The sequence below is a fragment of the Glycomyces sp. NPDC050141 genome (genome assembly GCF_055586545.1).
Genome location: NZ_JBVJHZ010000020.1, coordinates 21,602 through 42,248, shown reverse-complemented (window position 1 = coordinate 42,248; position 20,647 = coordinate 21,602). Strand labels below are relative to the sequence as shown.

The 20,647-nt window shown below is 70.5% G+C and carries 21 protein-coding genes; 3 read left to right on the top strand and 18 right to left on the bottom strand.

Annotation, left to right across the window (positions count from 1 at the left end):
* Positions 1–8: 8 nt before the first annotated feature.
* Together ACZ60M_RS13850 and ACZ60M_RS13845 are read right to left on the bottom strand one after the other, a co-directional pair.
* Entirely contained in the window at positions 9–779 is a 771-nt protein-coding gene (locus ACZ60M_RS13850; RefSeq protein WP_465417977.1) for a hypothetical protein, read from the bottom strand.
* Positions 780–847: 68 nt separating this feature from the next.
* Positions 848–1,114 carry a hypothetical protein gene (locus ACZ60M_RS13845; protein ID WP_465417975.1) on the bottom strand — a complete coding sequence of 89 codons (267 nt, stop codon included), beginning with the start codon at positions 1,112–1,114 and terminating at the stop codon, positions 848–850.
* A 140-nt stretch (positions 1,115–1,254) separates the two neighbouring features.
* On the opposite strand from ACZ60M_RS13845, the gene ACZ60M_RS13840 reads away from it, so the two are divergent.
* Together ACZ60M_RS13840 and ACZ60M_RS13835 are read left to right on the top strand one after the other, a co-directional pair.
* Positions 1,255–1,815 carry an HdeD family acid-resistance protein gene (locus tag ACZ60M_RS13840; RefSeq protein WP_465417974.1) on the top strand — a complete coding sequence of 187 codons (561 nt, stop codon included), beginning with the start codon at positions 1,255–1,257 and terminating at the stop codon, positions 1,813–1,815.
* Positions 1,816–1,884: 69 nt separating this feature from the next.
* Positions 1,885–2,793 (top strand): hypothetical protein, encoded by a 909-nt coding sequence (locus tag ACZ60M_RS13835; protein ID WP_465417972.1) that lies wholly within the window; start codon positions 1,885–1,887, stop codon positions 2,791–2,793.
* A 90-nt stretch (positions 2,794–2,883) separates the two neighbouring features.
* On the opposite strand, the gene argH is transcribed toward ACZ60M_RS13835, so the two are convergent.
* The 9 genes from argH to ACZ60M_RS13790 form a co-directional block, all read right to left on the bottom strand.
* Entirely contained in the window at positions 2,884–4,278 is a 1,395-nt protein-coding gene (gene argH, locus ACZ60M_RS13830; RefSeq protein WP_465417970.1) for an argininosuccinate lyase, read from the bottom strand.
* Between the two features lie 31 nt (positions 4,279–4,309).
* Positions 4,310–4,912 carry an arginine repressor gene (locus ACZ60M_RS13825; protein WP_465417968.1) on the bottom strand — a complete coding sequence of 201 codons (603 nt, stop codon included), beginning with the start codon at positions 4,910–4,912 and terminating at the stop codon, positions 4,310–4,312.
* The gene (argF, locus tag ACZ60M_RS13820) at positions 4,909–5,832 is read right to left on the bottom strand and encodes an ornithine carbamoyltransferase (RefSeq protein WP_465417966.1); all 924 of its coding nucleotides are present in this window, start codon (positions 5,830–5,832) and stop codon (positions 4,909–4,911) included. Before argF ends, ACZ60M_RS13825 begins: the two co-directional genes overlap by 4 nt.
* Positions 5,829–7,031: an acetylornithine transaminase gene (locus tag ACZ60M_RS13815; protein ID WP_465417964.1), complete on the bottom strand. Its 1,203-nt coding sequence runs from the start codon at positions 7,029–7,031 to the stop codon at positions 5,829–5,831. Before ACZ60M_RS13815 ends, argF begins: the two co-directional genes overlap by 4 nt.
* On the bottom strand, positions 7,028–7,927 hold the full coding sequence (argB, locus tag ACZ60M_RS13810; protein WP_465417962.1) for an acetylglutamate kinase: 900 nt from the start codon (positions 7,925–7,927) through the stop codon (positions 7,028–7,030). Before argB ends, ACZ60M_RS13815 begins: the two co-directional genes overlap by 4 nt.
* A gap of 70 nt (positions 7,928–7,997) precedes the next feature.
* Positions 7,998–9,152 carry a bifunctional glutamate N-acetyltransferase/amino-acid acetyltransferase ArgJ gene (gene argJ / locus ACZ60M_RS13805; protein WP_465417960.1) on the bottom strand — a complete coding sequence of 385 codons (1,155 nt, stop codon included), beginning with the start codon at positions 9,150–9,152 and terminating at the stop codon, positions 7,998–8,000.
* A 64-nt stretch (positions 9,153–9,216) separates the two neighbouring features.
* On the bottom strand, positions 9,217–10,230 hold the full coding sequence (gene argC, locus ACZ60M_RS13800) for an N-acetyl-gamma-glutamyl-phosphate reductase (protein WP_465417959.1): 1,014 nt from the start codon (positions 10,228–10,230) through the stop codon (positions 9,217–9,219).
* 143 nt (positions 10,231–10,373) lie between these two features.
* Positions 10,374–11,015, bottom strand: coding sequence for a response regulator (locus ACZ60M_RS13795; protein WP_465417957.1), 642 nt, complete (start codon positions 11,013–11,015; stop codon positions 10,374–10,376).
* Positions 11,016–11,079: 64 nt separating this feature from the next.
* Positions 11,080–12,240, bottom strand: a complete 1,161-nt coding sequence (locus ACZ60M_RS13790; protein ID WP_465417955.1) for a sensor histidine kinase — start codon at positions 12,238–12,240, stop codon at positions 11,080–11,082.
* Positions 12,241–12,356: 116 nt separating this feature from the next.
* Between ACZ60M_RS13790 and ACZ60M_RS13785 the strand changes: the two genes are divergently transcribed.
* Positions 12,357–12,767 (top strand): YrdB family protein, encoded by a 411-nt coding sequence (locus tag ACZ60M_RS13785; RefSeq protein ID WP_465417953.1) that lies wholly within the window; start codon positions 12,357–12,359, stop codon positions 12,765–12,767.
* Here the strand turns inward: ACZ60M_RS13785 and ACZ60M_RS13780 are convergent.
* The 7 genes from ACZ60M_RS13780 to ACZ60M_RS13750 form a co-directional block, all read right to left on the bottom strand.
* Positions 12,764–13,204: a DUF4190 domain-containing protein gene (locus tag ACZ60M_RS13780; protein WP_465417952.1), complete on the bottom strand. Its 441-nt coding sequence runs from the start codon at positions 13,202–13,204 to the stop codon at positions 12,764–12,766. The genes ACZ60M_RS13785 and ACZ60M_RS13780 overlap by 4 nt on opposite strands.
* Before the next feature lie 28 nt (positions 13,205–13,232).
* A complete protein-coding gene (locus ACZ60M_RS13775) occupies positions 13,233–13,940 on the bottom strand; it encodes a phosphatase PAP2 family protein (protein WP_465417951.1) in 708 nt (235 codons plus the stop codon).
* 1 nt (position 13,941) lies between these two features.
* A complete protein-coding gene (locus ACZ60M_RS13770) occupies positions 13,942–14,328 on the bottom strand; it encodes a DUF4190 domain-containing protein (protein WP_465417949.1) in 387 nt (128 codons plus the stop codon).
* Positions 14,329–14,384: 56 nt separating this feature from the next.
* Positions 14,385–15,968: a penicillin-binding transpeptidase domain-containing protein gene (locus ACZ60M_RS13765; RefSeq protein ID WP_465417947.1), complete on the bottom strand. Its 1,584-nt coding sequence runs from the start codon at positions 15,966–15,968 to the stop codon at positions 14,385–14,387.
* Positions 15,969–16,126: 158 nt separating this feature from the next.
* The gene (gene pheT, locus ACZ60M_RS13760) at positions 16,127–18,592 is read right to left on the bottom strand and encodes a phenylalanine--tRNA ligase subunit beta (RefSeq protein WP_465417945.1); all 2,466 of its coding nucleotides are present in this window, start codon (positions 18,590–18,592) and stop codon (positions 16,127–16,129) included.
* A gap of 3 nt (positions 18,593–18,595) precedes the next feature.
* Entirely contained in the window at positions 18,596–19,657 is a 1,062-nt protein-coding gene (gene pheS / locus ACZ60M_RS13755) for a phenylalanine--tRNA ligase subunit alpha (protein ID WP_465417943.1), read from the bottom strand.
* 187 nt (positions 19,658–19,844) lie between these two features.
* Entirely contained in the window at positions 19,845–20,645 is an 801-nt protein-coding gene (locus ACZ60M_RS13750; protein ID WP_465417941.1) for a TrmH family RNA methyltransferase, read from the bottom strand.
* Between the last annotated feature and the right edge of the window lie 2 nt (positions 20,646–20,647).

Here is a 20,647-nt window from a genome sequence, read left to right as displayed (position 1 = left end):
CGGTGTTCCTAGGGGTTCGTTCCGCTCTTGCGGCTCACCCTTAGATCCTCGCTGCCCGGCAGCGCCACCGGCAATATTGATCTTGTTAAGGACAGTTCAGCGCTTCTCAACGGAGACGAGGCAACCGTTCGGACCGCCGCGATGTCCTCCGGAGTGGACAACCGCACGACCGCACCGATCTCGGCCATGTACTTGCGTTGTTCGGGAGGGAAACTCGCCAGCACCTTCGCCGGGTCTTTGAGGAGTTCGGTGTAGATGACGAGCCCCTGGGCGTAGAACAGGTCGACCAGGCGCGGTTCGCCTGCGAGCGTCGCCATCACGTTGCTCGGATTGCGGTCGAGGCCGCCCCAGTACGGGACCGTTTCGGCCGCTTCGGCGTTCAAGCGCTCGGCTTCAGCACGGACCGCCGCGACCGGGTCGCCCGGTTCCGCCTCGTCCCAGCGATTCCAGATCGCGGCGGCCTGGTCGCCCTCGGCAGGGGCAAGGAACTCCATGACGGTGATCCGCCCGCCGCCCTCGAGCGGCGAATCGAGCTCGACCCGAGGCAGGAGCGGATGGCCCGGCAGTGCACGGCACAGCCGCACGAACACTTCATAGGCCGGCTCGAACGGGCTGACCCGCGCGGCCAGCTCGCCGTCGGGCGAGCGCCACACCGTCGCCCAGTCCCCGACGCCGCACACGTTCCACCCGTCCGCGAGCAGCCATCCGGCCGCCTCCCGGTGGTTCAACTCCGCCAAAGCGGCCGGATCAGAAAGGAACCCGCACAGCACATCGCTCACGCCCGCAGCCTACGCAGCACCCCGCCGATCCAGAAGCGAATTACCCGCCGCTGCGATCGCCCGGATCATCAGCCGCTGTCCTTGCGAACTGGGACCGAAATGACCGTGCCGACCATCCGGACATTCCCGTTCTCGTCGTACTCCCAGGCGTCGGGCTCGTCCGACAGGTCTTCGAGCGCGAGTCGCACCATGTCGGCGCGGGCCCGCTCCTCCCACTCGCGTCGCTCAAGGCTGCGCAGGCCGCGGCGCAGCATGTCTGAGGTGCTCTCGCCCTTGCGCCTCAGGCTCTCGATGATCCGCTCGTCATCGCCGGTGGGACTGAATCCGATCACCATGGACCCAGTGTCCAGCATTCGCACCACAGCTCGCCCGGTACGTCCGCGGTGTCGGGTTTCAGGGAAATCGCGCTCGTGGCAACCGTTGGGTCTAGCCTCGGAGATAGGAGCGTTATCGCAGGTGGAATGGGGTGGTCGCGATGTTCGAATTGCTCGCTAAGAACTGGGCGTGGATACTGGTGCGGGGTATCTTCACCATCGTGTTCGGGGCCATGGCCGTGTTCTGGCCCGAGATCACGCTGCTCGCGCTCGTCATCCTGTTCGGCGCGTACGCGGTGGTCGACGGCATCACCGCGATCGCCATGGGCGTCAAGCGGTCGAGCGGGCGCGGCATCGTCATCACCATGGGCGTCCTCGGCGTGATCGCCGGTCTCATCGCCCTGTTCTGGCCGGGCATCAGCGCCCTCGCGCTGCTCTACCTGATCGCGATCTGGGCCATCGTGATCGGCATCGGCTCGATCGTGAGCGGCTTCGGGCTCTCGCGCGACGCGGGCGGGCGCTGGCTGTTCATCATCTCCGGCCTCGCCGGAGTCGTGCTGGGCATCGTGCTGCTCGTCAGTCCGGGCAAGGGCGCGGTCGCGCTCGTGGTGACGATCGGGTTCTTCGCGGCCATCTGGGGCTTCTTCACGGTCTTCACGGCCGTGCGGCTGCGCCGCCTCGCCAAGGAGCTTGACGCCCGAGGGGACTTCACGGATATTTAGGACTGTACATATTTGACAACGGAGCGCGAAGGTTGGGCGCGCACCCCTCGACGACCAGGAGTCGCCATCATGCACCCACCGCACTACCTCCGAAACGCCGTGAGGACCGCCCTGGTGGTCCTCACGGCGTTGTTCGCCGTCATAGCGACCGCTGCCCCGGCATCGGCCGCGACCGGCTTCTCCGCCCAGGACACAGGCGAGGACGGCTGCACGAACTTCGCGGTAGAAGGCACCGCCGACTGGTTCGTCATGGGCATCCCCGAGCAGCCGCCCGTCAAGCTCAGCGGGAAGACGTACACCTATTCCGGCGGGTGGGCCTGCCTGCCGATCCTCAATGAGGACCGGCACGTCGAGTTCACCGGCTACGACCGCGACGGCAAAGCGATCGCCGAACTCCGCATCCCCGTCTCGACCGAGCGGTACCCGGGCGGGGCCGCGTTCGAGGAGCACATCGCCGGACCCTTCGGGTCCGCGATCGAGTACCTGACCGTCGCCGTCTGCGTCACCCAGCCCGACACCGGGTCCGGGGAAGAGCGCGACTGCGGCGAGACGCAGTACGTCTACCAGCAGCCTATTCACGGCACGTTCGCGGCGCCGACCTCGTTCTCCCTCAGCGACCTCGGCGAAGACCTCTGCACGCACTACGACACCACCGGCACCGCCGAGTGGCCGGACATCGTCGTCGCCCCGACCGTGGCGATCGACGGCACGGCGATCACGACAGTGGACACCGACCGGGTCTGCCTCGGCGTCGTGCCGAAGCCCCGCCACATCGAGTTCCTCGCCTACTACAACGACGAAGTGGTGGACGGCCGCAACGTGCCGCTCTCGGGCACCGACGGCAAGTTCGAGTACTCGTTCGACCTGACCACCGCCGAGTACAAGTCGATCACCCACGTGACCGCGGCCATCTGCATCACCGACAACATCATCGGCGCGCCTTCGCAGGACTGCACCGAGCCCGTCAAGCTCAGTTAGGCGGACGCGAAAGCGGCCCGTGCGGAATGCACGGGCCGCTTTCGCTCTGCCTACTTGGCTTCGGACGGTCTCGGCGAAGCTTGCGAGCCGTCAGTTAGCCCAGGTTCGCCAGGCGTCGATCTGCTCGCGGACGTTCGCGAGCTGGTCGGCCACCGGTTTCGGGCCGGTCGAGCCCGGGGTCGTGCGGCCCGCCAGCGCGCCGTCCACATCGAGCACGGCCTTCACGGTCGGGTCGAGGTGCTCGGAGATGCCGGCCAGGTCGGCGTCGGCGATCTCGTGCAGCTCGATGCCGCGCGTCTCGCAGTGCGCGACACAGGCACCGGCGATCTCGTGGGCGCTGCGGAACGGGACGCCCTTGCGCACCAGCCAGTCCGCGATCTCCGTGGCGAGGCTGAACCCGGTCGGGGCGGACGCGCGCGGGACCTCGACCTTGAACTTCATGGTCGCGACCATGCCGGTGACGGCGGGCAGGAGGAGCGCCAGGTTGTCGAGCGAGTCGAAGACCGGCTCCTTGTCCTCCTGGAGGTCCTTGTTGTACGTGAACGGCAGGCCCTTGAGGGTGACGAGCAGGCCGGTCAGGTTGCCGACGAGGCGGCCCGACTTGCCGCGCGCGAGCTCGGCGACGTCGGGGTTCTTCTTCTGCGGCATGATCGACGAACCCGTGGAGAACGCGTCGTCGAGGGTGACCCAGCCGAACTCCTGGCTCGACCAGAGGATGACCTCCTCCCCCAGGCGGGAGAGGTGGATGCCGACCATCGAGCACGCGAAGAGCAGTTCGGCGGCGAAGTCGCGGTCCGAGACGCCGTCGAGCGAGTTCGCCACGGGGGCGTCGAAGCCGAGTTCCTCGGCGACGGCGACCGGGTCGAGCGGCAGCGACGAGCCGGAGAGCGCGCCCGAGCCGAGCGGGGACAGCGCGGCGCGCTTGTCCCAGTCCCGCAGGCGGTCCAGGTCGCGCAGGAGGCCCTGCGCGTGGGCCAGGAGCTGGTGGCCGAGGGTGATCGGCTGCGCGTGCTGCAGGTGGGTCATGCCGGGCGCGGGCGCGTCGACGAGGCCGGCGGCCTGTTCGGTGAGTGCCGAGACGAGGTCGGTGAGGTCGGCGGCGAGGCCGCGCGCGTGGTCGCGGCAGTACAGGCGCAGGTCGGTGGCGATCTGGTCGTTGCGCGAGCGTCCGGCGCGGAGCTTGCCACCGAGGTCGCCGAGGCGTTCGACGAGGCCGCGTTCGAGCGCGGTGTGCACGTCTTCGTCGGCGACGGTGCCGGTGAACGCGCCGGAGGCGACGTCTTCGCCGAGCGAGTCGAGGGCGGCGAGCATCTTGTCGAGCTCGTCGGCGGTCAGGAGGCCCGCGCGGTTGAGCACGCGCGCGTGGGCTTTCGAGGCCTTGAGGTCGTACGGCGCGAGGCGCCAGTCGAAGCCGATCGAGGCGTTCAGGGCCTCGAGCGCGGCGGCCGGGCCGCCCGAGAAGCGGCCTCCCCACAGTTTCGCCATTACGCGGCGTCTCCCTTGCTGAGCTTCACGGTCATTGCTGGTGGTCTTGGGACGCATACGGGTCATGAAAGGACGGGGGCGAAGCCCCTCCGGTTTGGGGAGAGGCGTCGCTTGCGGCGCCGGCGGGCGGGGCGACGGGTGCGGGCCCTTTGCCCGCCCAGTGGAGCATCTGGTCGGCGACGTGGGCGCCGGTCACGCCGTCGCGGGCGATCACTGCGATCGTGTCGTCCCCGGCGATCGTGCCGATAATGTCGTGCAGGCCGGAGCGGTCGATGGCGCTGGCGAGGTACTGGGCCGCGCCGGGCGGGCAGCGCAGGACGGCCATGTTGCCGGAGTGGTCGGCGCCGACGAGGAGTTCGCGCAGGAGCCGCTGGAGGCGGTCGGAGGCGATCTCGGTGTCGCGAAGGGGCCGTTCGCCTTCCGCGAAGATCGAGTAGACGGCGGAGCCGCCGTCGGTGCCTCGCACTTTGACCGCGCCGAGCTCTTCGAGGTCGCGCGAGAGCGTGGCCTGCGTTGCCTCGATGCCGTCGGCGGCGAGGAGGTTCGCGAGCTCGGTCTGGGAGCGGATGGGGCTGCCCGAGATCAGCTCGACGATGCGGGCCTGGCGGGCCGCCTTCGTGGTCGGCTGGTTCATGCCTGTTCCTTGAGGAGCCAGGCGAGGAGGGCCTTCTGGGCGTGGAGGCGGTTCTCGGCCTGGTCGAACACGCGCGAGTGCGGGCCGTCCATGACTTCGTCGGTGATCTCCTCGCCGCGGTGGGCGGGGAGGCAGTGGAGGACGATCGCGTCGTCGGCGGCGTGCGCGAGCAGTTCCGTGTTGAGCTGGTACGGGGTGAGCTCGGCGATGCGCTTCTCGTTGTCGGCCATACCCATCGAGACCCACGCGTCGGTGGAGACGACGTCGGCGCCGGTGACGGCCTCGACCGGGTCGGCGGTGACGAGCACGGAACCGCCCGTGGCAGCGTTGATCTCGGCCGCGCGGGCCAGGACCTCGGGGGCGGGCTGGTAGCCCTCGGGGGCGCCGATGCGGACGTGCATCCCGGCCATCGAGCAGGCGATCACGGTGGAGTTGCCCATGTTGAACGCGGCGTCGCCGAGGTAGGCGATGCTCGTGCCCGGGAGCGGCTTGTGCTCGGCGACGGTCTGGAGGTCGGCGAGGAGCTGGCACGGGTGCCAGCCGTCGGTGAGCGCGTTGACGACCGGGACGCTCGCGTTGGCGGCGAGCTCTTCGATCCGGTCGTCGCCGAAGGTGCGGATCACGATCGCGCTCACGTACCGCGAGAGGACCCTAGCGGTGTCGGCGACGGTCTCACCGCGGCCGAGCTGCGTGGACTGGGCGTCGATGACGACCGAGTGCCCGCCGAGCTCGGCGATGCCGATGTCGAAGGAGAGCCGGGTCCGGGTGGAGGGCTTCTCGAAGACGACCGCGACGGACTTGGGGCCCGCGAGCGCGGGGTAGCCGTGGCGGTCGCCCTTCATCTTCGCGGCGAGGTCGAGGACTTCGGCCTGCTGGGCGACGGTGAGGTCGTCATCCTTGAGGAAGTGCTTGAGCGTCACGGTCGACCTCCCGGGGCCGGAACAACGGTGTCGAGGGCGGTGATGAGCTTGTCGCAGAAGGCGTCCAGCTCCGATTCGGTGATCGTGAGCGGGGGCGCGATCCGGATAGTGTCGGGCCGGGGCGCGTTGGCGAGCACGCCGAGGCCGATGAGCTCGGTGACGACCTCCCCGGCGACGGGCTCGGTCAGGGCGATGCCGCGCCACAGGGCCTGGCCGCGGATCTCGGTGACCCGGGGGTCGTCCGCGAGCCGGGCGTCGAGGTGGCGGCCGAGGGCGAGCACGTTCTCGAAGAGGTGGTCGCGTTCGATGGTGTCGATGACGGCCAGCGCTGCGGCGCAGGCGATCGGGTTGCCGCCGAAGGTGGAGCCGTGGACGCCGGGCGTGAACGCGGCGGCGACTCCTGCGCCCGCGAGCATGGCGCCGATCGGGACGCCGCCGCCGAGGCCCTTGGCGAGGGTGATGATGTCGGGTTCGACGTTCTCGGCGTGGTGGGCGAACCAGGCGCCGGTGCGGCCGAAGCCGGACTGGATCTCGTCGACGACGAGGAGCGCTCCGGCTGCGGAGGTGAGTTCCCTTGCGGCCGTGAGGTAGCCGGGGGCGGCGGTGACGACGCCGCCTTCGCCCTGGATCGGCTCGAGGAAGACCGCGGCGGTCTCGTCGTCCACTGCGGCCTTCAGCGCGTCGATGTCGCCGAAGGGCACGAACTCGACGTTGCGGCCGAGCGGCTCGAACGGCGTGCGGATGGCGGCCTTGCCGGTGATCGAGAGGGCGCCGAGGGTGCGGCCGTGGAAGCCGTTCTCGGCGGCGACGATCTTGGTCCGGCCGGTCTCGGCGCCGGAGAGCAGCGCGAGCTTGAGCGCGGCCTCGTTAGCCTCGGTGCCGGAGTTGCACAAGAACACCTTGCCGTCGAGCTGGGCCAGGTCGAGCAGCTTCTCGGCGAGCTCGACCTCCTTCTCGTGCAGGAAGAGGTTCGAGGTGTGGGCGAGCCGGGCGGCCTGGGTGCTGACGGCCTCGACCAGCGCGGGGTGGTTGTGCCCGAGGCTGGAGACGGCGATGCCGCCGATCATGTCGAGGTAGGCGGCGCCGTCCACATCGGTCACGTAGCGGCCCTCGCCTTCGCGCAGGACCACGGGCGGGAGCCCGTAGTTGCCCATGAGGAAGGTGGAGAACCGGAGCTTGATCTCGTCAGAGTAGGTCATTTCGACTCCTGGACCATGGTGCCGACGCCGTCGGTCGTGAAGATCTCCAGCAGGGTGGAGTGGGGGACGCGCCCGTCGATGACGTGCGCCTGGGGGACGCCGCCCTTGACCGCGCGCAGGCAGGCCTCCATCTTGGGGACCATGCCCGCCTGGAGCGAGGGCAGCATGTCGGCGAGCTTGTTCGTGGTGATCTGCCGCAGGAGCGAGTCCTTGTCGGGCCAGTTCTCGTAGAGGCCTTCGACATCGGTGAGGACGATGAGCTTCTGCGCGCCGAGGGCCTCGGCGAGCGCGGCGGCGGCCGTGTCGGCGTTCAGGTTGTAGAGGACGCCTTCGTGGTCGAGGGCCACAGTGGAGACGACGGGGATGCGCCCGGCGGCGATCAGGTCGTCCACGGCGGCGGTGTTGACCGAGGCGACGTCGCCGACGCGGCCCACGTCGACCCGTTCGCCGTCCACGTCGGCCCAGCGGCGCTTGGCGGTGAAGAGCTGGGCGTCCTCGCCGGACATGCCGACGGCGAACGGCCCGTGGTTGTTGATGAGCCCCACCAGTTCCCGGCCGACCTGGCCGACCAGGACCATCCGGACCACGTCGGCGGCCTCGGGGGTCGTGACGCGCAGGCCGCCCTTGAACTCGGAGGCGATGTTCAGCTTGCTCAGCATGGAGGAGATCTGCGGGCCGCCGCCGTGCACGACGACGGGCTTGATGCCGACGTAGTGCAGGAACACCATGTCGGCGGCGAACGCGGCCTGCAGCTCGGGGTTGATCATGGCGTTGCCGCCGTACTTGACCACCACGATGGAGCCGGTGAAGCGCTGGAGCCACGGCAGGGCCTCGATCAGGGTCTCGGCTTTGCCGAGGGCCTTCTGGAGGTGGGGGGCGAGGTCACTGAGACTCATCAGCGTTTACTCCGTTTCGGGGAAGCGAGCGAAGCGAGCGGCGGGCGGGGCGACGGGTGCGGGCGGCTGCTCATGTGCTGTAGGCCGAATTCTCGTGAACATAGTCGTGGGACAGGTCGTTGGTCCAGATGGTCGCGGACGCGGCGCCGTTGTGGAGCTCGATGTCGATCTTCACGTTGCGGCCCTTGAGATCGACGAGGTCGCGGGACTCGCCCGCGGCGCCGGCCTTGCAGATCCACACGTCGTTGACGGCCACGTCGACCGCGTCGGCGTCGAACGGCGCCTTGGAGGTGCCGACCGCGGCGAGGATGCGGCCCCAGTTCGGGTCCGAGCCGAACAGGGCGGTCTTGACGAGGTTGTCGCGGGCGACGCAGCGGGCGACCTCGACGGCGTCGTCCTCGGTCGCGGCGCCGGAGACGGTGATCGCGACGTCCTTCGTGGAGCCTTCGGCGTCCGTGAGGAGCTGGTGCGCGAGGTCCTTGCAGACCTTCGTGAGCGCCGAGATGAACTCGTCCGCTTCGGCTTCGACGCCCGAGGCGCCGGAGGCGAGGAGCAGCACGGTGTCGTTGGTCGACATCGAGCCGTCGGAGTCGAGCCGGTCGAACGAGTAGCGGCAGGCGGTGCCGAGCGCGGCGTCCGCGAGCGGCTGGTCGACCACGGCGTCGGTCGTGATGACCACGAGCATCGTCGCGAGGCCGGGGGCGAGCATGCCCGCGCCCTTGGCGATCCCGCCGATCGTCCACCCGGCGGCGGTCGTGACCGCGAAGTTCTTCGCCACGGTGTCGGTGGTCATGATCGCGGTGGAGGCCTGGACGCCGCCGTCCTCGGCGAGCGCGGCGGCAGCGGCCTCGACGCCCGGGAGGATCTTGTCCATCGGCAGCTGCTCGCCGATGAGCCCGGTCGAGCAGACCGCGATCTCGACCGCGCCGCAGCCGAGGACCTCGGCGGTCTTCTCGGCGGTGGCGTGCGTGTTCTGGAAGCCCTCGGAGCCGGTGCAGGCGTTCGCACCGCCGGAGTTGAGGATCACGGCCTTGAGCTTGCCGGTGGTGAGCACCTGCTGGGTCCACTTGACCGGGGCGGCCTTCACGCGGTTGCCGGTGAAGCGGCCCGCGGCGACCTGCAGCGGGCCCTCGTTCACGACGAGCGCCATGTCGGGGTTGCCGGAGGCCTTGAGCCCGGCGGTGACGCCGGACGCCTTGAAGCCCTTCGGGGTCGTCACAGTCATGCGTTTACTCCGGTCTGGGGAACGGCGAGCGAAGCGAGCCGGCGGGTAGGGCGACGGGTGTGGGTCACGGTGCCACTCCGTTCACGGTGAGGCCCGCGGCCTCGGGGAGGCCGAGCATGAGGTTGGCGCACTGCACGACCTGCGCGGCCGCGCCCTTGCCGAGGTTGTCGATCGCCGAGGTCACGATGATCCGGCCCGAGTCTTTGTCCACAGTGCCCTGGAGCTGGACGGCGTTGGTGCCGTAGGTGGCGGCCGTGGTCGGCCACTGGCCTTCACGCAGGACGTGCACGAAGTGCTCGCCGTCGTAGGCCTTCACCAGCGCGGCGTGCACGTCGGCAGCGGTCACCTCGGCGGTGGCCTTGGCGGTCACCGTGGAGATGATGCCGCGCGGCATCGGAGCGAGCAGCGGCGTCATCGCGATCGATGAAGCGCCGGAGGCCTGCTTGATCTCGGGCACGTGCTGGTGGGCGCCCACCTTGTAGGGGCTCATCGAGCCCATGACCTCGCTGGCGAGGAGGCTCTTCTTGGGGGCGTTGCCCGCGCCGGAGGTACCGGAGGCGGCGACGACCACCACGTCCTCGGGCGAGGCGATGCCCGCGTCGAGGAGGGGCCGCAGGGCCAGGATCGTGGCGACGGCGTAGCAGCCGGTCGCGGCGACCCGGGACGAGGCGATGATCGCCTCGCGCTGGCCGGGCAGCTCGGGCAGGCCGTACGTCCAGGTCCCGGCGTGCGGGCCCGGGTAGTAGGCCTCCCACTGGGCGGACGATTCGAGCCGGTGGTCGGCCCCGAGGTCTACGATCTTCTGACCGGCGGGGAGCTGGGCGGCCAGCGCGGCCGACTGGCCGTGCGGAAGCGTCATGATGACCAGGTCGGCCTCGGCGAAGGCCTCCGGGCTGGTCGGGGTGAAGCGTCGGTCGCCGTACGCCGTGAGGTGGGGGTGGACTGCGGTGATGTACTCACCGGCGTTGCTGTGCGCGCCTGCGGCGACGACGTCGAGCTGCGGGTGGTCGGCGAGCAGCCGGAGCACCTCGCCCCCGGCGTAGCCGCTGGCGCCCGCCACGGCGACCTGATAAGTCACTGGAAACCTCCATGCTGAATGACTATGCAGAGTACTGTATCAGCATTCAGACGAAGCGGCGCACGCCTATTCCGGAGGTTGGGACGTGATCAACGCCCCTGTTCGCGGGCGACGGCCGGTCGCCGGTCGCTAAAGGCCCCCACTCACCTCCCCTGTTCGCGGGCGAAGATCGCCGCTTGCACTCGGCTGGCCAGGCCCAGCTTTGCGAGCACGCGCGTGACGTGCGACTTCACCGTGGCCTCGGCCATGCCGAGCTCGCTCGCGATCTCTGCGTTCGACATGCCCTCGCCGATGAGCGCGAGCACCTCGGTCTCGCGCGGCGTCAGGTTGGCGAGCCCCGCGCCGTCGACCGCGATGGGCGCGTACGCCGGGCGCGAGCGCGCGAACTCGGCGATCAAGCCCCGCGTGACCGCGGGCGAGATCAGCCCGTCACCGCGCGCCACCGTGCGCACCGCCTCGACCAGGGTCTCGGCGTCCGCGTCCTTGAGCATGAACCCGCTCGCGCCCGCCCGGAGCGCGTCGAACACGTGCTCGTCGTCGCCGTAGCTCGTCAGCACCAGCACATCGGCGACACCGCGCAGCTCGGCCGCCGCCGCGATGCCGTCCTTGCGGGGCATCCGGATGTCCATCACGACGACGTCCGGGCGCAGCTCCCCCGCCAGCGCGACCGCCTCGACGCCGTCGGCGGCCTCGCCGACCACCTCGATGTCGTCCGCGCTGTCCAGCAGCATCCGCAGCCCGGCGCGGACCGCCGCGTGGTCGTCGGCGAGCAAGACCCGTGTCATCAGCGTTTACTCCTGTTCGGGGCAGCGAGCGAAACGAGCGGTTGGGCGGGGTGACGGGTGCGGGTCATCCGATGCCTCCCGTGGGGATCTCCGCGCAGACCTTCCATCGGTCGCCCTCCAGCCCGGCGTGCACCTTACCTCCCAAAAGTCGGACCCGTTCCGTCATGCCCACCAGACCGGCCCCGCCGCCCGGCACCGGCTCGGCTTCCGGGTTCAGCGCGTTCTCGACCCGCACGGTCAGCCGCTCGGGCTCGAACGCGATCACCACCGACGCGTCAGACCCGTACTTGAGCGCGTTCGTCAACGCCTCCTGCACCAGCCGGTACACCGTCAGCTCCACCTCGCCGGGCAGATCCGGTTGCGCCCCTTCGATGTCGAACTCCACTTTCAACCCGACGGCGCGGATGCGCTCGACCAGCCCCGGCACCTGGTCGATCCGGTACGAGGCCAGCTCCTCGCCTTCGTCACCGGCGCGCAGCAGCCCGATGATGCGCCGCAGCTCGGCCAGGCCCTCGACGGAACTGGAGCGGATCGCCGCGACCGAGGTGCGCACCGTCTCCGTGTCGAGGTCCTTGCGGGACTGCAGGGCCGTGGACTGCAACGCGATCGCCGACAGGTAGTTGGCGACCGTGTCGTGCAGCTCGCGGGCCATGAGGGTGCGCTCCCGCAGCACCGCCTCGCGGCGGCGCACGTCCGCCAGCCGTGTCGCCTGCTCGGCGCGTTCGGCCTCCAGGTTCGCGCGGTCGTGGGCCTGGCGCACGATCAAGCCCGTGCCGATCGGCGAGAGCAGGATGATGGCCACGATCGCGGCCGTGCTGAGCACGCCCGCCGCGCTGTGGCTGTCGATCCCGACCCACACCGCCGCCCCGATCACGAGCGCCCCCGCCGCGAGCGCCAAGGGCTTCACGCGGTCGCGGCGCCCGTACCGCACGAACGAATACAGGTTGTCGGTGAACACGCAGGCCGTGGCGAGCGAGAACCCGATGAACAGCTCCAGGCCGATGCCGAGGGTGCCCAGCACCAGGCACCACCCCGGGCGCGCCCGCCGGATCACCACGCCCAGGCAGGTGAGCGCCAGCGGCACGAACCGCAGCGCCACCGGCGCTTCCTTGTAGTGCTCGTAGCTGCCGAGTCCGATGAAGACCGCGCCCACCGCGAACAGCAGCGCCGCGGCTATCGCGTCGCCGCGTCTGATGCGGCTGAGGAGACCCGGTGGACTTGTCATGCACCAATCACATCACGTCCGCGTCGAGGTGCCATCGGTCTGAGTGCGTATCCCGGCATGCGACTTTGGTCGTACCCGGCTCAGCGCCTGGACGTACGGGACGCCATCATGGACCCGTGCCCGGAACTGAAAAACCCTTCAACACGCCGCCCGAACCCGAATGGGCGCGCTACACCGGCCCGGTCCGGACCCTCGTCATCGTCAACGCCCTCTTGGCGTTCACTGTGGAGATGGCGATGTTCGCCTTCGTCGGCTGGTGGGCGCTCGCCCTCGACCTCGCCTGGTGGGTCCGCGTCCTGATCGCGGTCGCGGCCGTCGGCGGGCTCATCGCGATGTGGGGCGCGTTCGCCGCGCCCCGGGCCCGGTTCGTGCTGCCGACGGCCGCGGTCGTCGCGGTCAAGGTGTTCGCGTTCGCGTGCGGTGCACTGGCCCTGTGGGGCCTCGGGTTCCCGCTGGCGGGCACCGCGTTCGCGGTCCTGACGGCCGCGAACCTCACCGTCACGACCTACGTCAGGCTGCGCCCCTAAACGACACTGCCCCACAGTCTGATCGCCCAGGTCGGGTCGTCCGTCGGGAAGTCGGTCTGCCAGTCGCCGTTCTCGATCTCGTTCACGGCCGCGCCGAAGAACGCGAACACGAGGACGTAGTAGGCGATCCAGACGATGGTCGCCGCGATCCCGATCCAGCCGAGGACGACTCCGGCGGTGGCCATGCCGTCGCCCTGCTCGCCGGACTCGCGGATCTGGCGCTTCGCGATGGTGCCGAAGATGAGCCCGAGGATGCCGATCGGGCTGCACACGCCCACGATCCCGCAGATCATCGCGGCGATCGCCATGCCGTTGGTCGGGCGCGGCGGCACGTACGGGTAGCCGTACGGCGGATATTGCGGCGGGTAGGGCGCATACGGGGGCGGCGGGGCGGGCTGCTGCGGGGGCTGCTCGGAGTACGGGTCGGGCGTGGTCATCGCGGGCACCTCTCAGAAAGAACTGCCTTCAGAGTAAGCGCTCGGAGCCAATCCCTTGTGCCCTCGCGCCGTCACCCGCCTCGAGTGACGCTTCGCGAAGGGCCCGTTCGCGGTCGAGGAGCGGCGTGAGCGCCCACCAGGTGAGGACGGCGACGGCCGCCCCGGTGGCGGCGCCCGCGGCCACGTCGGTCAGCCAGTGCGCGTGCTGCCAGTTGCGGGCGAGCATCATCGCGAGCGTCAAGGCGACAGCGAACGGCCACCAGTGCCGCAGGTGCCGGGCCGGGACGGCGAGCACGCCGATGACCACCACGATCGCGGCCATCCGGGCGCTGTGCCCGGACGGGAACGCCCAGGAACCGGTGTCCACCATGATGTCCAGCGGGCGCGGCCGCTCCGCGACGGCTTTGATCCCGTCGGTCACGAGCTTGGTCGCCGCGACCGCCGCGCACGCGTAGACGGCCGAGCGCCAGCGCCGCACCACGAGCAGGGCGATGACGCAGGCCGCGCCGAGCGCCAGGCCGAGCTCGGCACCGAGCAGGTTGAAGAAGTCCGCGAGGTACCACAGCGGACCGTCCTCGGGCCCGCCGACGAGCGCGTTCCACCAGTCGTCGAGGCCCTGCCACGGCGGCCCTTCCGGGTCGGCGCGGACCCAGAGGGCGTCGCCGAGCACCGCCAGCGGCACCGCGATCGACAGGATCAGGAGGAGCCGCGACCGCGGGAAGCCGTTGGGGGTCAAGCTAGTAGGTCGAGTAGTCGGAGACGGCGTTCGCGGCGGTGCTGATCACCGTGATCATGATGATGAAGTAGGCGACCCACACGAGGCTGAAGGCGATGCCGATCCAGCCGAGGATGCGCCCAGCCTTCGCCATGGGGCGGCCGATGCCCATGCCCATGTCGATCTCGCGCTGGGCGTTCTTGCCGAGCACGAGCGGGATGATGCCGAGCAGGCCGGTGCAGAACAGCACGCCGGTCACGAGGGCCGCGACGGCTTTGCCGTTGAGCTCCAGGCCGGGAGCGGCCTGCTGCGGGTAGGGGGGCGGGGCCATCGGCATGCCGGGCGGCGGGGGCGGCTGCATCCCCGGCGGCTGGGACGGCTGCTGCTGGGCGTACGGGTCGAACGTCATGGGGGCTCCTCAAAGCCGTTGGGCGGTATTCGCGCACGCACCGTAGCACTCCCGGATCAGCAGAACGGCGGCCATGCGCACTCCGAGGTCGTGGGCTCCGGATCGGGTTCCGAGGAGGTCGTCGGGTCCGGTTCGGGCTCAGAGGAGGTGGGGTCGGGCTCGGGTTCCTCGCTGGTGTCGTCCGGCGAGGGCGAGTCGGAGGCGCTCGGGGAGGAGGAGGTCTCGCCGCCGCAGCCGTCGGCCTCGGGGTTGGCCTCGCAGTAGGCGCTGTCGGGGTCGATCTGGCCGTCGTCGCCGACGATGTCCTCGGTGAGGTCCTCGCCTTCGCCGGACGCGCCGGGCAGCTGCTCGGCCTCATAGCCGTTGGTCTCGATGGCGGTGTCGATGACGTTGCGCCACAGCGACACCCCGCCGTCGGCGGCGGCCTCGCCGTTGGCCCAGGCGGCGACGCTCAGCTGCGGTATCGCGCCGACGAACCAGGCCTGCGTGGTCTCGCCGTGGTAGTCGGCGCCCGCGGCGAAGAAGTCGCGGTCCTCGATGGCCTCGGCTTCGCCGAGGCCGAGGAACTGGAGGTCCTGGGCGGTGGTCTCGGCGACGGCCTGGGTCGTGGCGACGTCCTGCCCGGCAGGGACCTCGTCGTCGCCGGAGTCGATGACGCGCTCGATGAAGTGGGTGTCGGCCTGGAGGCCGCCCGCGGCGATGGTGGCGTAGACGCCCGCCATGTCGACGACGCTCACGGGGTAGGTCCCGAAGTCGGCGGCCTGGAGGCCCCCGTACTCCCCTGCCGCGAGGTCGTAGACGGTGCCCTGGCCGTCGGCGATGGCGTTGAGCCCCATCCCTTTCGCGGTGTCGAGCACCGCTTCGACGCCGTACTTCTCGGCGACGGCGTCCATCGCGCCGGTCCGGGACTCCTGGACGGCGACGGCGAGCGTGACGTCGGTGCTCTCGTCGCGCCACCAGGACTCGATGGAGGCGCCCGCTTCGAGCGCGGTCGCGGCGGTGATCATGTCGAACACCGAGGACGGCGGGTGCGGCGCGGAGGCGCCGATCAGGTCGGTGCCGGAGGTGCGCTCGGCGCCGTAGTAGCAGCGCACCGCGCCGGTGCCGGGCTCGACGGCGACGACCCCGGCCTCGCCGGGGGTCTGCTCGGCGGCTTCCTGGAGGGTCTTGTCGAGGGTGAGGACGACGCGGAGCCCGTCGGGCCGGGAGGCCTGGTCGTAGAGCTGCTCGGGGGTGAGGCCGTAGCGGGTCTCGAGTTCTGCGTTGATCTGCTCGACCAGCGAGGGGTGCCGGTCGGCGAAGTCGTCGGGGAGGGCCTGGCCGCCCGCGTACAGGTAGGCGGCGTCCTCCTGGTCGGCGCCGCCCGCGCCGCCGTCGGGGAGGCTGCCGAGCACGATCGACACGCCGACGGCGATCACGAGGCCCACCGCACCGGCGACGGCCAGGTGGAGCTTGTTCAGTTCGAGGTCGTTCAGCTTGCCGGGCAAGGGGATCGCGACGGCCGAAGCGCCTGCTGCGCGGCGTTTGCCGCTATAGCCGGAACCTCGGGCCCCGGCTCTGCGGTGGACGGGCGAACCGCCCTGCTGCGAGCCGGTCCGCCTCCGCCGCCTGCCGACGCGAGAGGGGTTCCCGTTATTCACGCCACTTACCTTAAAAGGCGCGGACCATGTGCTAACCCCCGGCTCAGACGTTACGGCCTGTAACTATCCGATTCGGACAAACAAATGGGGCGCCCCATCGCACCTGCGATGTTGCGCCCCAAGTGTTTTCGCTAGTTACTCGCACTCGCCTCCGGCGATTAGAAGCGGAGCGCCGCACCGAATCGCTCGGCGGCCACGGCCACGGCGGCGTCACGCACGGCCACGCCCTCCTCGTTCGTGAGGGTCCGGTCGGCGGCGCGCATCTCCAGCTTGAAGGCCAGGGACTTGCGGCCCTCGCCGAGCTTCGCGTCGCGGTAGACGTCGAAGAGCCGCAGCGAGTCGAGCAGTTCGCCCGCGCCTTCGCGCAGCGCCGCCTCGACCTCTCCGGCCGGGACGGCCTCGGCGACCACGATGGCCACGTCGATGAGCGTTGCCGGGAAGTGCGAGATCACCGGCGCGGGGTCCAGGCCCGGCAGCGGCAGCGCCGTCAGGTCCAGTTCCATCGCGGCGGTGCGCCGGGGCAGGCCCAGGCGCTCGCAGACCTCCGGGTGCAGCTCGCCGGCGTGGCCGACGACGACGCCGTCCACGCGCAGCTCCGCGCACCGGCCCGGGTGCCACGGCGCGGCCTCCCCTTGGGCCGCTTCGAGCTTCACGCCCGAAGCCTCGGCGACGACCTCGGCGGCCTCGACCGCGTCGGCCCAGTCCACGGCCCGGCCGGGCGCGTCGACCCCGGCCGGAACGGCCTGCCCGCACAGGACGGCCGCGACGTGGCGCGGCTGCACCGGCAGGCGCCGGATCGCGGCTGCGATCGCTTCATCTTCAGGGCGCTTGGAGACCGGCAGCTCGACCACTTCAAGGTCGGACCAGCCCTCGGCGGGCTGGAAGACCAGGCCCTCCTCGAACACCGCGAGGTCCTTCGCGCCGCGCGACAGGTTCAGCCGCACGGCGTTCACCAGGCTCGCGAGCACCGTGGTGCGCAGCAGCGGCGCGGCGTCGTCGAGCGGGTTGAGCACGGCGACGGCCTCGCGCTGCGGGTCCTTCTCGTCCAGGCCCAGCTCGTCGGCGCGTTCGCGCGAGACGAACGGGAACGTGTACGTCTCGGTGAACCCGTTGTCCGCCAAGGCGCGGGCCACGCGGCGGCGGCGCCGCTGCGAGGACGTCAGGCCGGTCCCGGCGATCGCGCGCGGGATGCTCGACGGGATGTGGCCGTAGCCGTGCAGGCGGGCCACCTCCTCGACGAGGTCGGCCGGGTCGGTCAGGTCGGGGCGCCACGAAGCGGGCGTCACGGTCAGGACCTCGTCGCCCTCGACGGTGCAGCCGGCGGCTTCGAGCATCGAGACGACCGTGGTGCGGTCGTAGTCGACGCCGATGGTCTTGGACGGCAGGTCGACCGGGATCAGGATCGGCGAGACCGGCTGGCGGTGGTCGATATCGGCCACGGATTCCACGAGGGTCCCGCCGCCGTACTCGACGAGCAGGTCCGCCGCGCGCTGGGCGGCGAGCAGCGTGATCCCCGAGTCGGCCCCGCGCTCGTAGCGCTTGGAGGCCTCGGAGGTCAGCTTGTGCCGCCGCGAGGTGCGGGCGATCGACACCGGGTTCCAGTGCGCCGCTTCGATGAGCACGTTCCGGGTGGTCGGCCCGACCTCGGAGGTCTGGCCGCCCATGACGCCCGCGAGCGAGAGCGGGCCGGTGCCGTCGGTGATGACCATGTCCTCGGGGTCGAGCTTGCGCTCAACGTCGTCCAGGGTCTTCAGGGTCTCGCCCGGCTTCGCGCGGCGCACGACCATGACGTCCTCGAGGGCGTCGCGGTCGAACGCGTGCAGCGGGTGCCCGAGTTCGAGCATCAGGTAGTTGGTGACGTCCACGGCCAGGCCCAGCGGGCGCATCCCGGCCTGGGTGAGCCGCTTGGCCATCCACTCCGGCGCTTCCGCGTTCGCGTCCACGTCGCGCACCTCGCGCAGCGTGAACCGCGTGCAGCCGTCAGTCTCCACCCGGATCGGGTAGGGCGGGTGCTCGGTCGCGGCGGGCTCGGCGGCCTTCGCGGCCGGGTCGGTGAACGCGACGCCGAGGCGGTGCGCGACCTCGCGGGCGATGCCGCGCACGGAGAAGCAGTACCCCATGTCGGGGGTGATGGCCAGCTCGAAGACCACGTCGTCGAGGCCGACGTAGGCACGCGCGTCGGCGCCGACCTCGCCCTCGGGAAGGACGATGATGCCGTCGTGCTCGTCGGAGACGCCGAGTTCGCGGGCCGAGCAGATCATGCCGTCCGAGAGGCGGCCGTAGGTCTGGCGCGAGCCGATCTTGAACCCGCCGGGCAGTTCAGCGCCCGGCAGCGCCACGACGACGAGGTCGCCTTCGGCAAAGTTTCTAGCGCCGCAGATGACCGAGCGCGGCTCGGCCTCGCCGACCTCCACCCAGCAGTGGCGGATCGGCTTCTTGAACTCGGTCAGCTCCTCGATGGAGGCGACCCGGCCGACCACGAGCGGGCCGGTCACGCGGCCGCGCAGGTCGTCGACCTCTTCGACTTCGAGCCCGGCCTCGACCAGGGCGGCGTCGAGCGCCGCCGTGGTCAGGTCCGCGGGCAGGGCGGCGTACTCGGCGAGCCAGGAAACGGGAATCCTCATCGTCTACTCCTCCACTCGCAGCCCGGCGGGGAACCGGACGTCGCCGTCGATGATGTCGCGCAGGTCGGTGATGCCGTGGCGCAGCATGAGCGCGCGCTCCACGCCCATCCCGAACGCGAAGCCCGAGTACACGTCGGGGTCGATCCCGCAGGCGCGCAGCACGCGCGGGTTGACCATGCCGCAGCCGCCCCACTCGATCCAGCGCGGGCCGTCCTTGTGCGCGGCGAACCAGACGTCGACCTCGGCGCTCGGCTCGGTGAACGGGAAGTACGAGGGGCGCAGGCGCGTGATCGCGTCGGGCCCGAAGACCGACTTCGCGAAGTGGTCGAGGGTGCCCTTGAGGTCGGCCATGGTGATGCCCTTGTCGACCACGAGGCCCTCGGTCTGGTGGAACACCGGCGAGTGCGTCGCGTCCACCTCGTCGGTGCGGTACACGCGGCCGGGCGCGACCGTGTAGATCGGCGGCTCCTGCGTGAGCATCGTGTGGATCTGCACCGTGGAGGTGTGCGTGCGCAGCACCATGTTCGAGCCGAACTCGCCCTTGCCGTCGGCGATGTGGAATGTGTCCATCATGGTCCGGGCCGGGTGGTCCGGGTGGATGTTGAGCGCGTCGAAGTTGAACCATTCCAGTTCGACTTCGGGGCCCTCGCCGATCTCGTAGCCCATGGCCACGAACAGGTCGGCGATGCGGTCCATCTGGACGTTGATCGGGTGGCGCGCGCCTTCGCGGCGGCGGGCCGTGCGGGCGGTGACGTCGACGGTCTCCTCGCGGAGGATGCGGGCCGCCTCGGCCGCCTTCAGGATCTCCTCGCGGGCCTCGAACAGGCCGGTGATCTCGGTGCGGGCGGCGTTGACGTTGCGCCCGGCCTCACCGCGCTCCTTGCCCGGGATCGAACCGATCGCCCTGCGGGCCAAGGAAACCGGGGCCTTGTCGCCGAGCGTGGCGGACTTGGCGGCGGCAAGTTCCTCAAGGTTGGAAGCGGCCTCGATGATCGCGGCGGCGTCTTTGACGGCCCCGGCGAGGGCCTCGGGCTGGAGCAGGCCAGCCTCGTTATCTGTGCTCATTGATCTCTCTCCTGGCGGGACCTAAAGGAGTCTAGAAAAGACGCGCGGCTCGGCCGCAGCCCGCCAGAGAGGAAGTGGTCGACTAACGCCACAGCCCGCACCCGGCGGGCTGGATAAATTCGCGGTTGTCGGCTCGCATGCCACTAGTCTACCGATCCCTCTCTCGGCGAAGCTTGCGAGCCGTAAGTTAGCGCCGCTGGGCGGCCGCACTCGCGTAAAGGCACACACCGGCGGCGACGGCGAGGTTCAGGCTCTCGGCCTTGCCCCAGATCGGGACGCCGACCTTGCGGTGCGCCAGAGCGGCGGTCGCGTTGTCGAGGCCGTGGGCCTCGGAACCGAACAGCCACACGGTGGGCGCTTCGAGATCCCCCGAGCCGTCCAGCGCGTACAGGTCTTCCCCGTTGGCAGCGGCCGCGAGGATCTGGGCGTGCGGGAACAGGTCAAGGGCATCGCCCGTGTCCGCAGCGCGCACGACGGGCAGGTGGAACAGGCTCCCGGCGGAGGACCGCACGCACTTGCCGTTGTACGGGTCGACCGAGTCGGTCCCGAAGACCACGCAGTCGGCTCCGGCGGCGTCGGCGGCGCGCAGCACCGTCCCGGCGTTGCCGGGGTCGGTGATGCCGTGCAGGACCGCGACCAGCTTCGCTTCCTCAGGGAGGCTCTGGTCGAGGAACTTGCAGACCGCGACGAGCCCCTGCGGGGTCACGGTCTCGGCCAGCGCGGCCAGCGCCTGGTCGGTGCACGGGTGCACGTAGGCACCGGCGCCGACGGCGGCGTCGATCAGGTCCGAGTAGCGCTCGTCGGCGTCGAAGTCGTAGAACAGATCCTCGACGACACCGGCGGCGATCGCCTCGCGCACGGCCTGCGGGCCTTCGGCGAGGAAGCGGCCGGCCTTGTCGCGCTCGCGGCGGCGCTGCAGCTTCCGGGCATTGACAACCCGGGACGACCGTGCCGTGAGCGCGTCCGTCCCGGGTTCGTCAAACGACATGT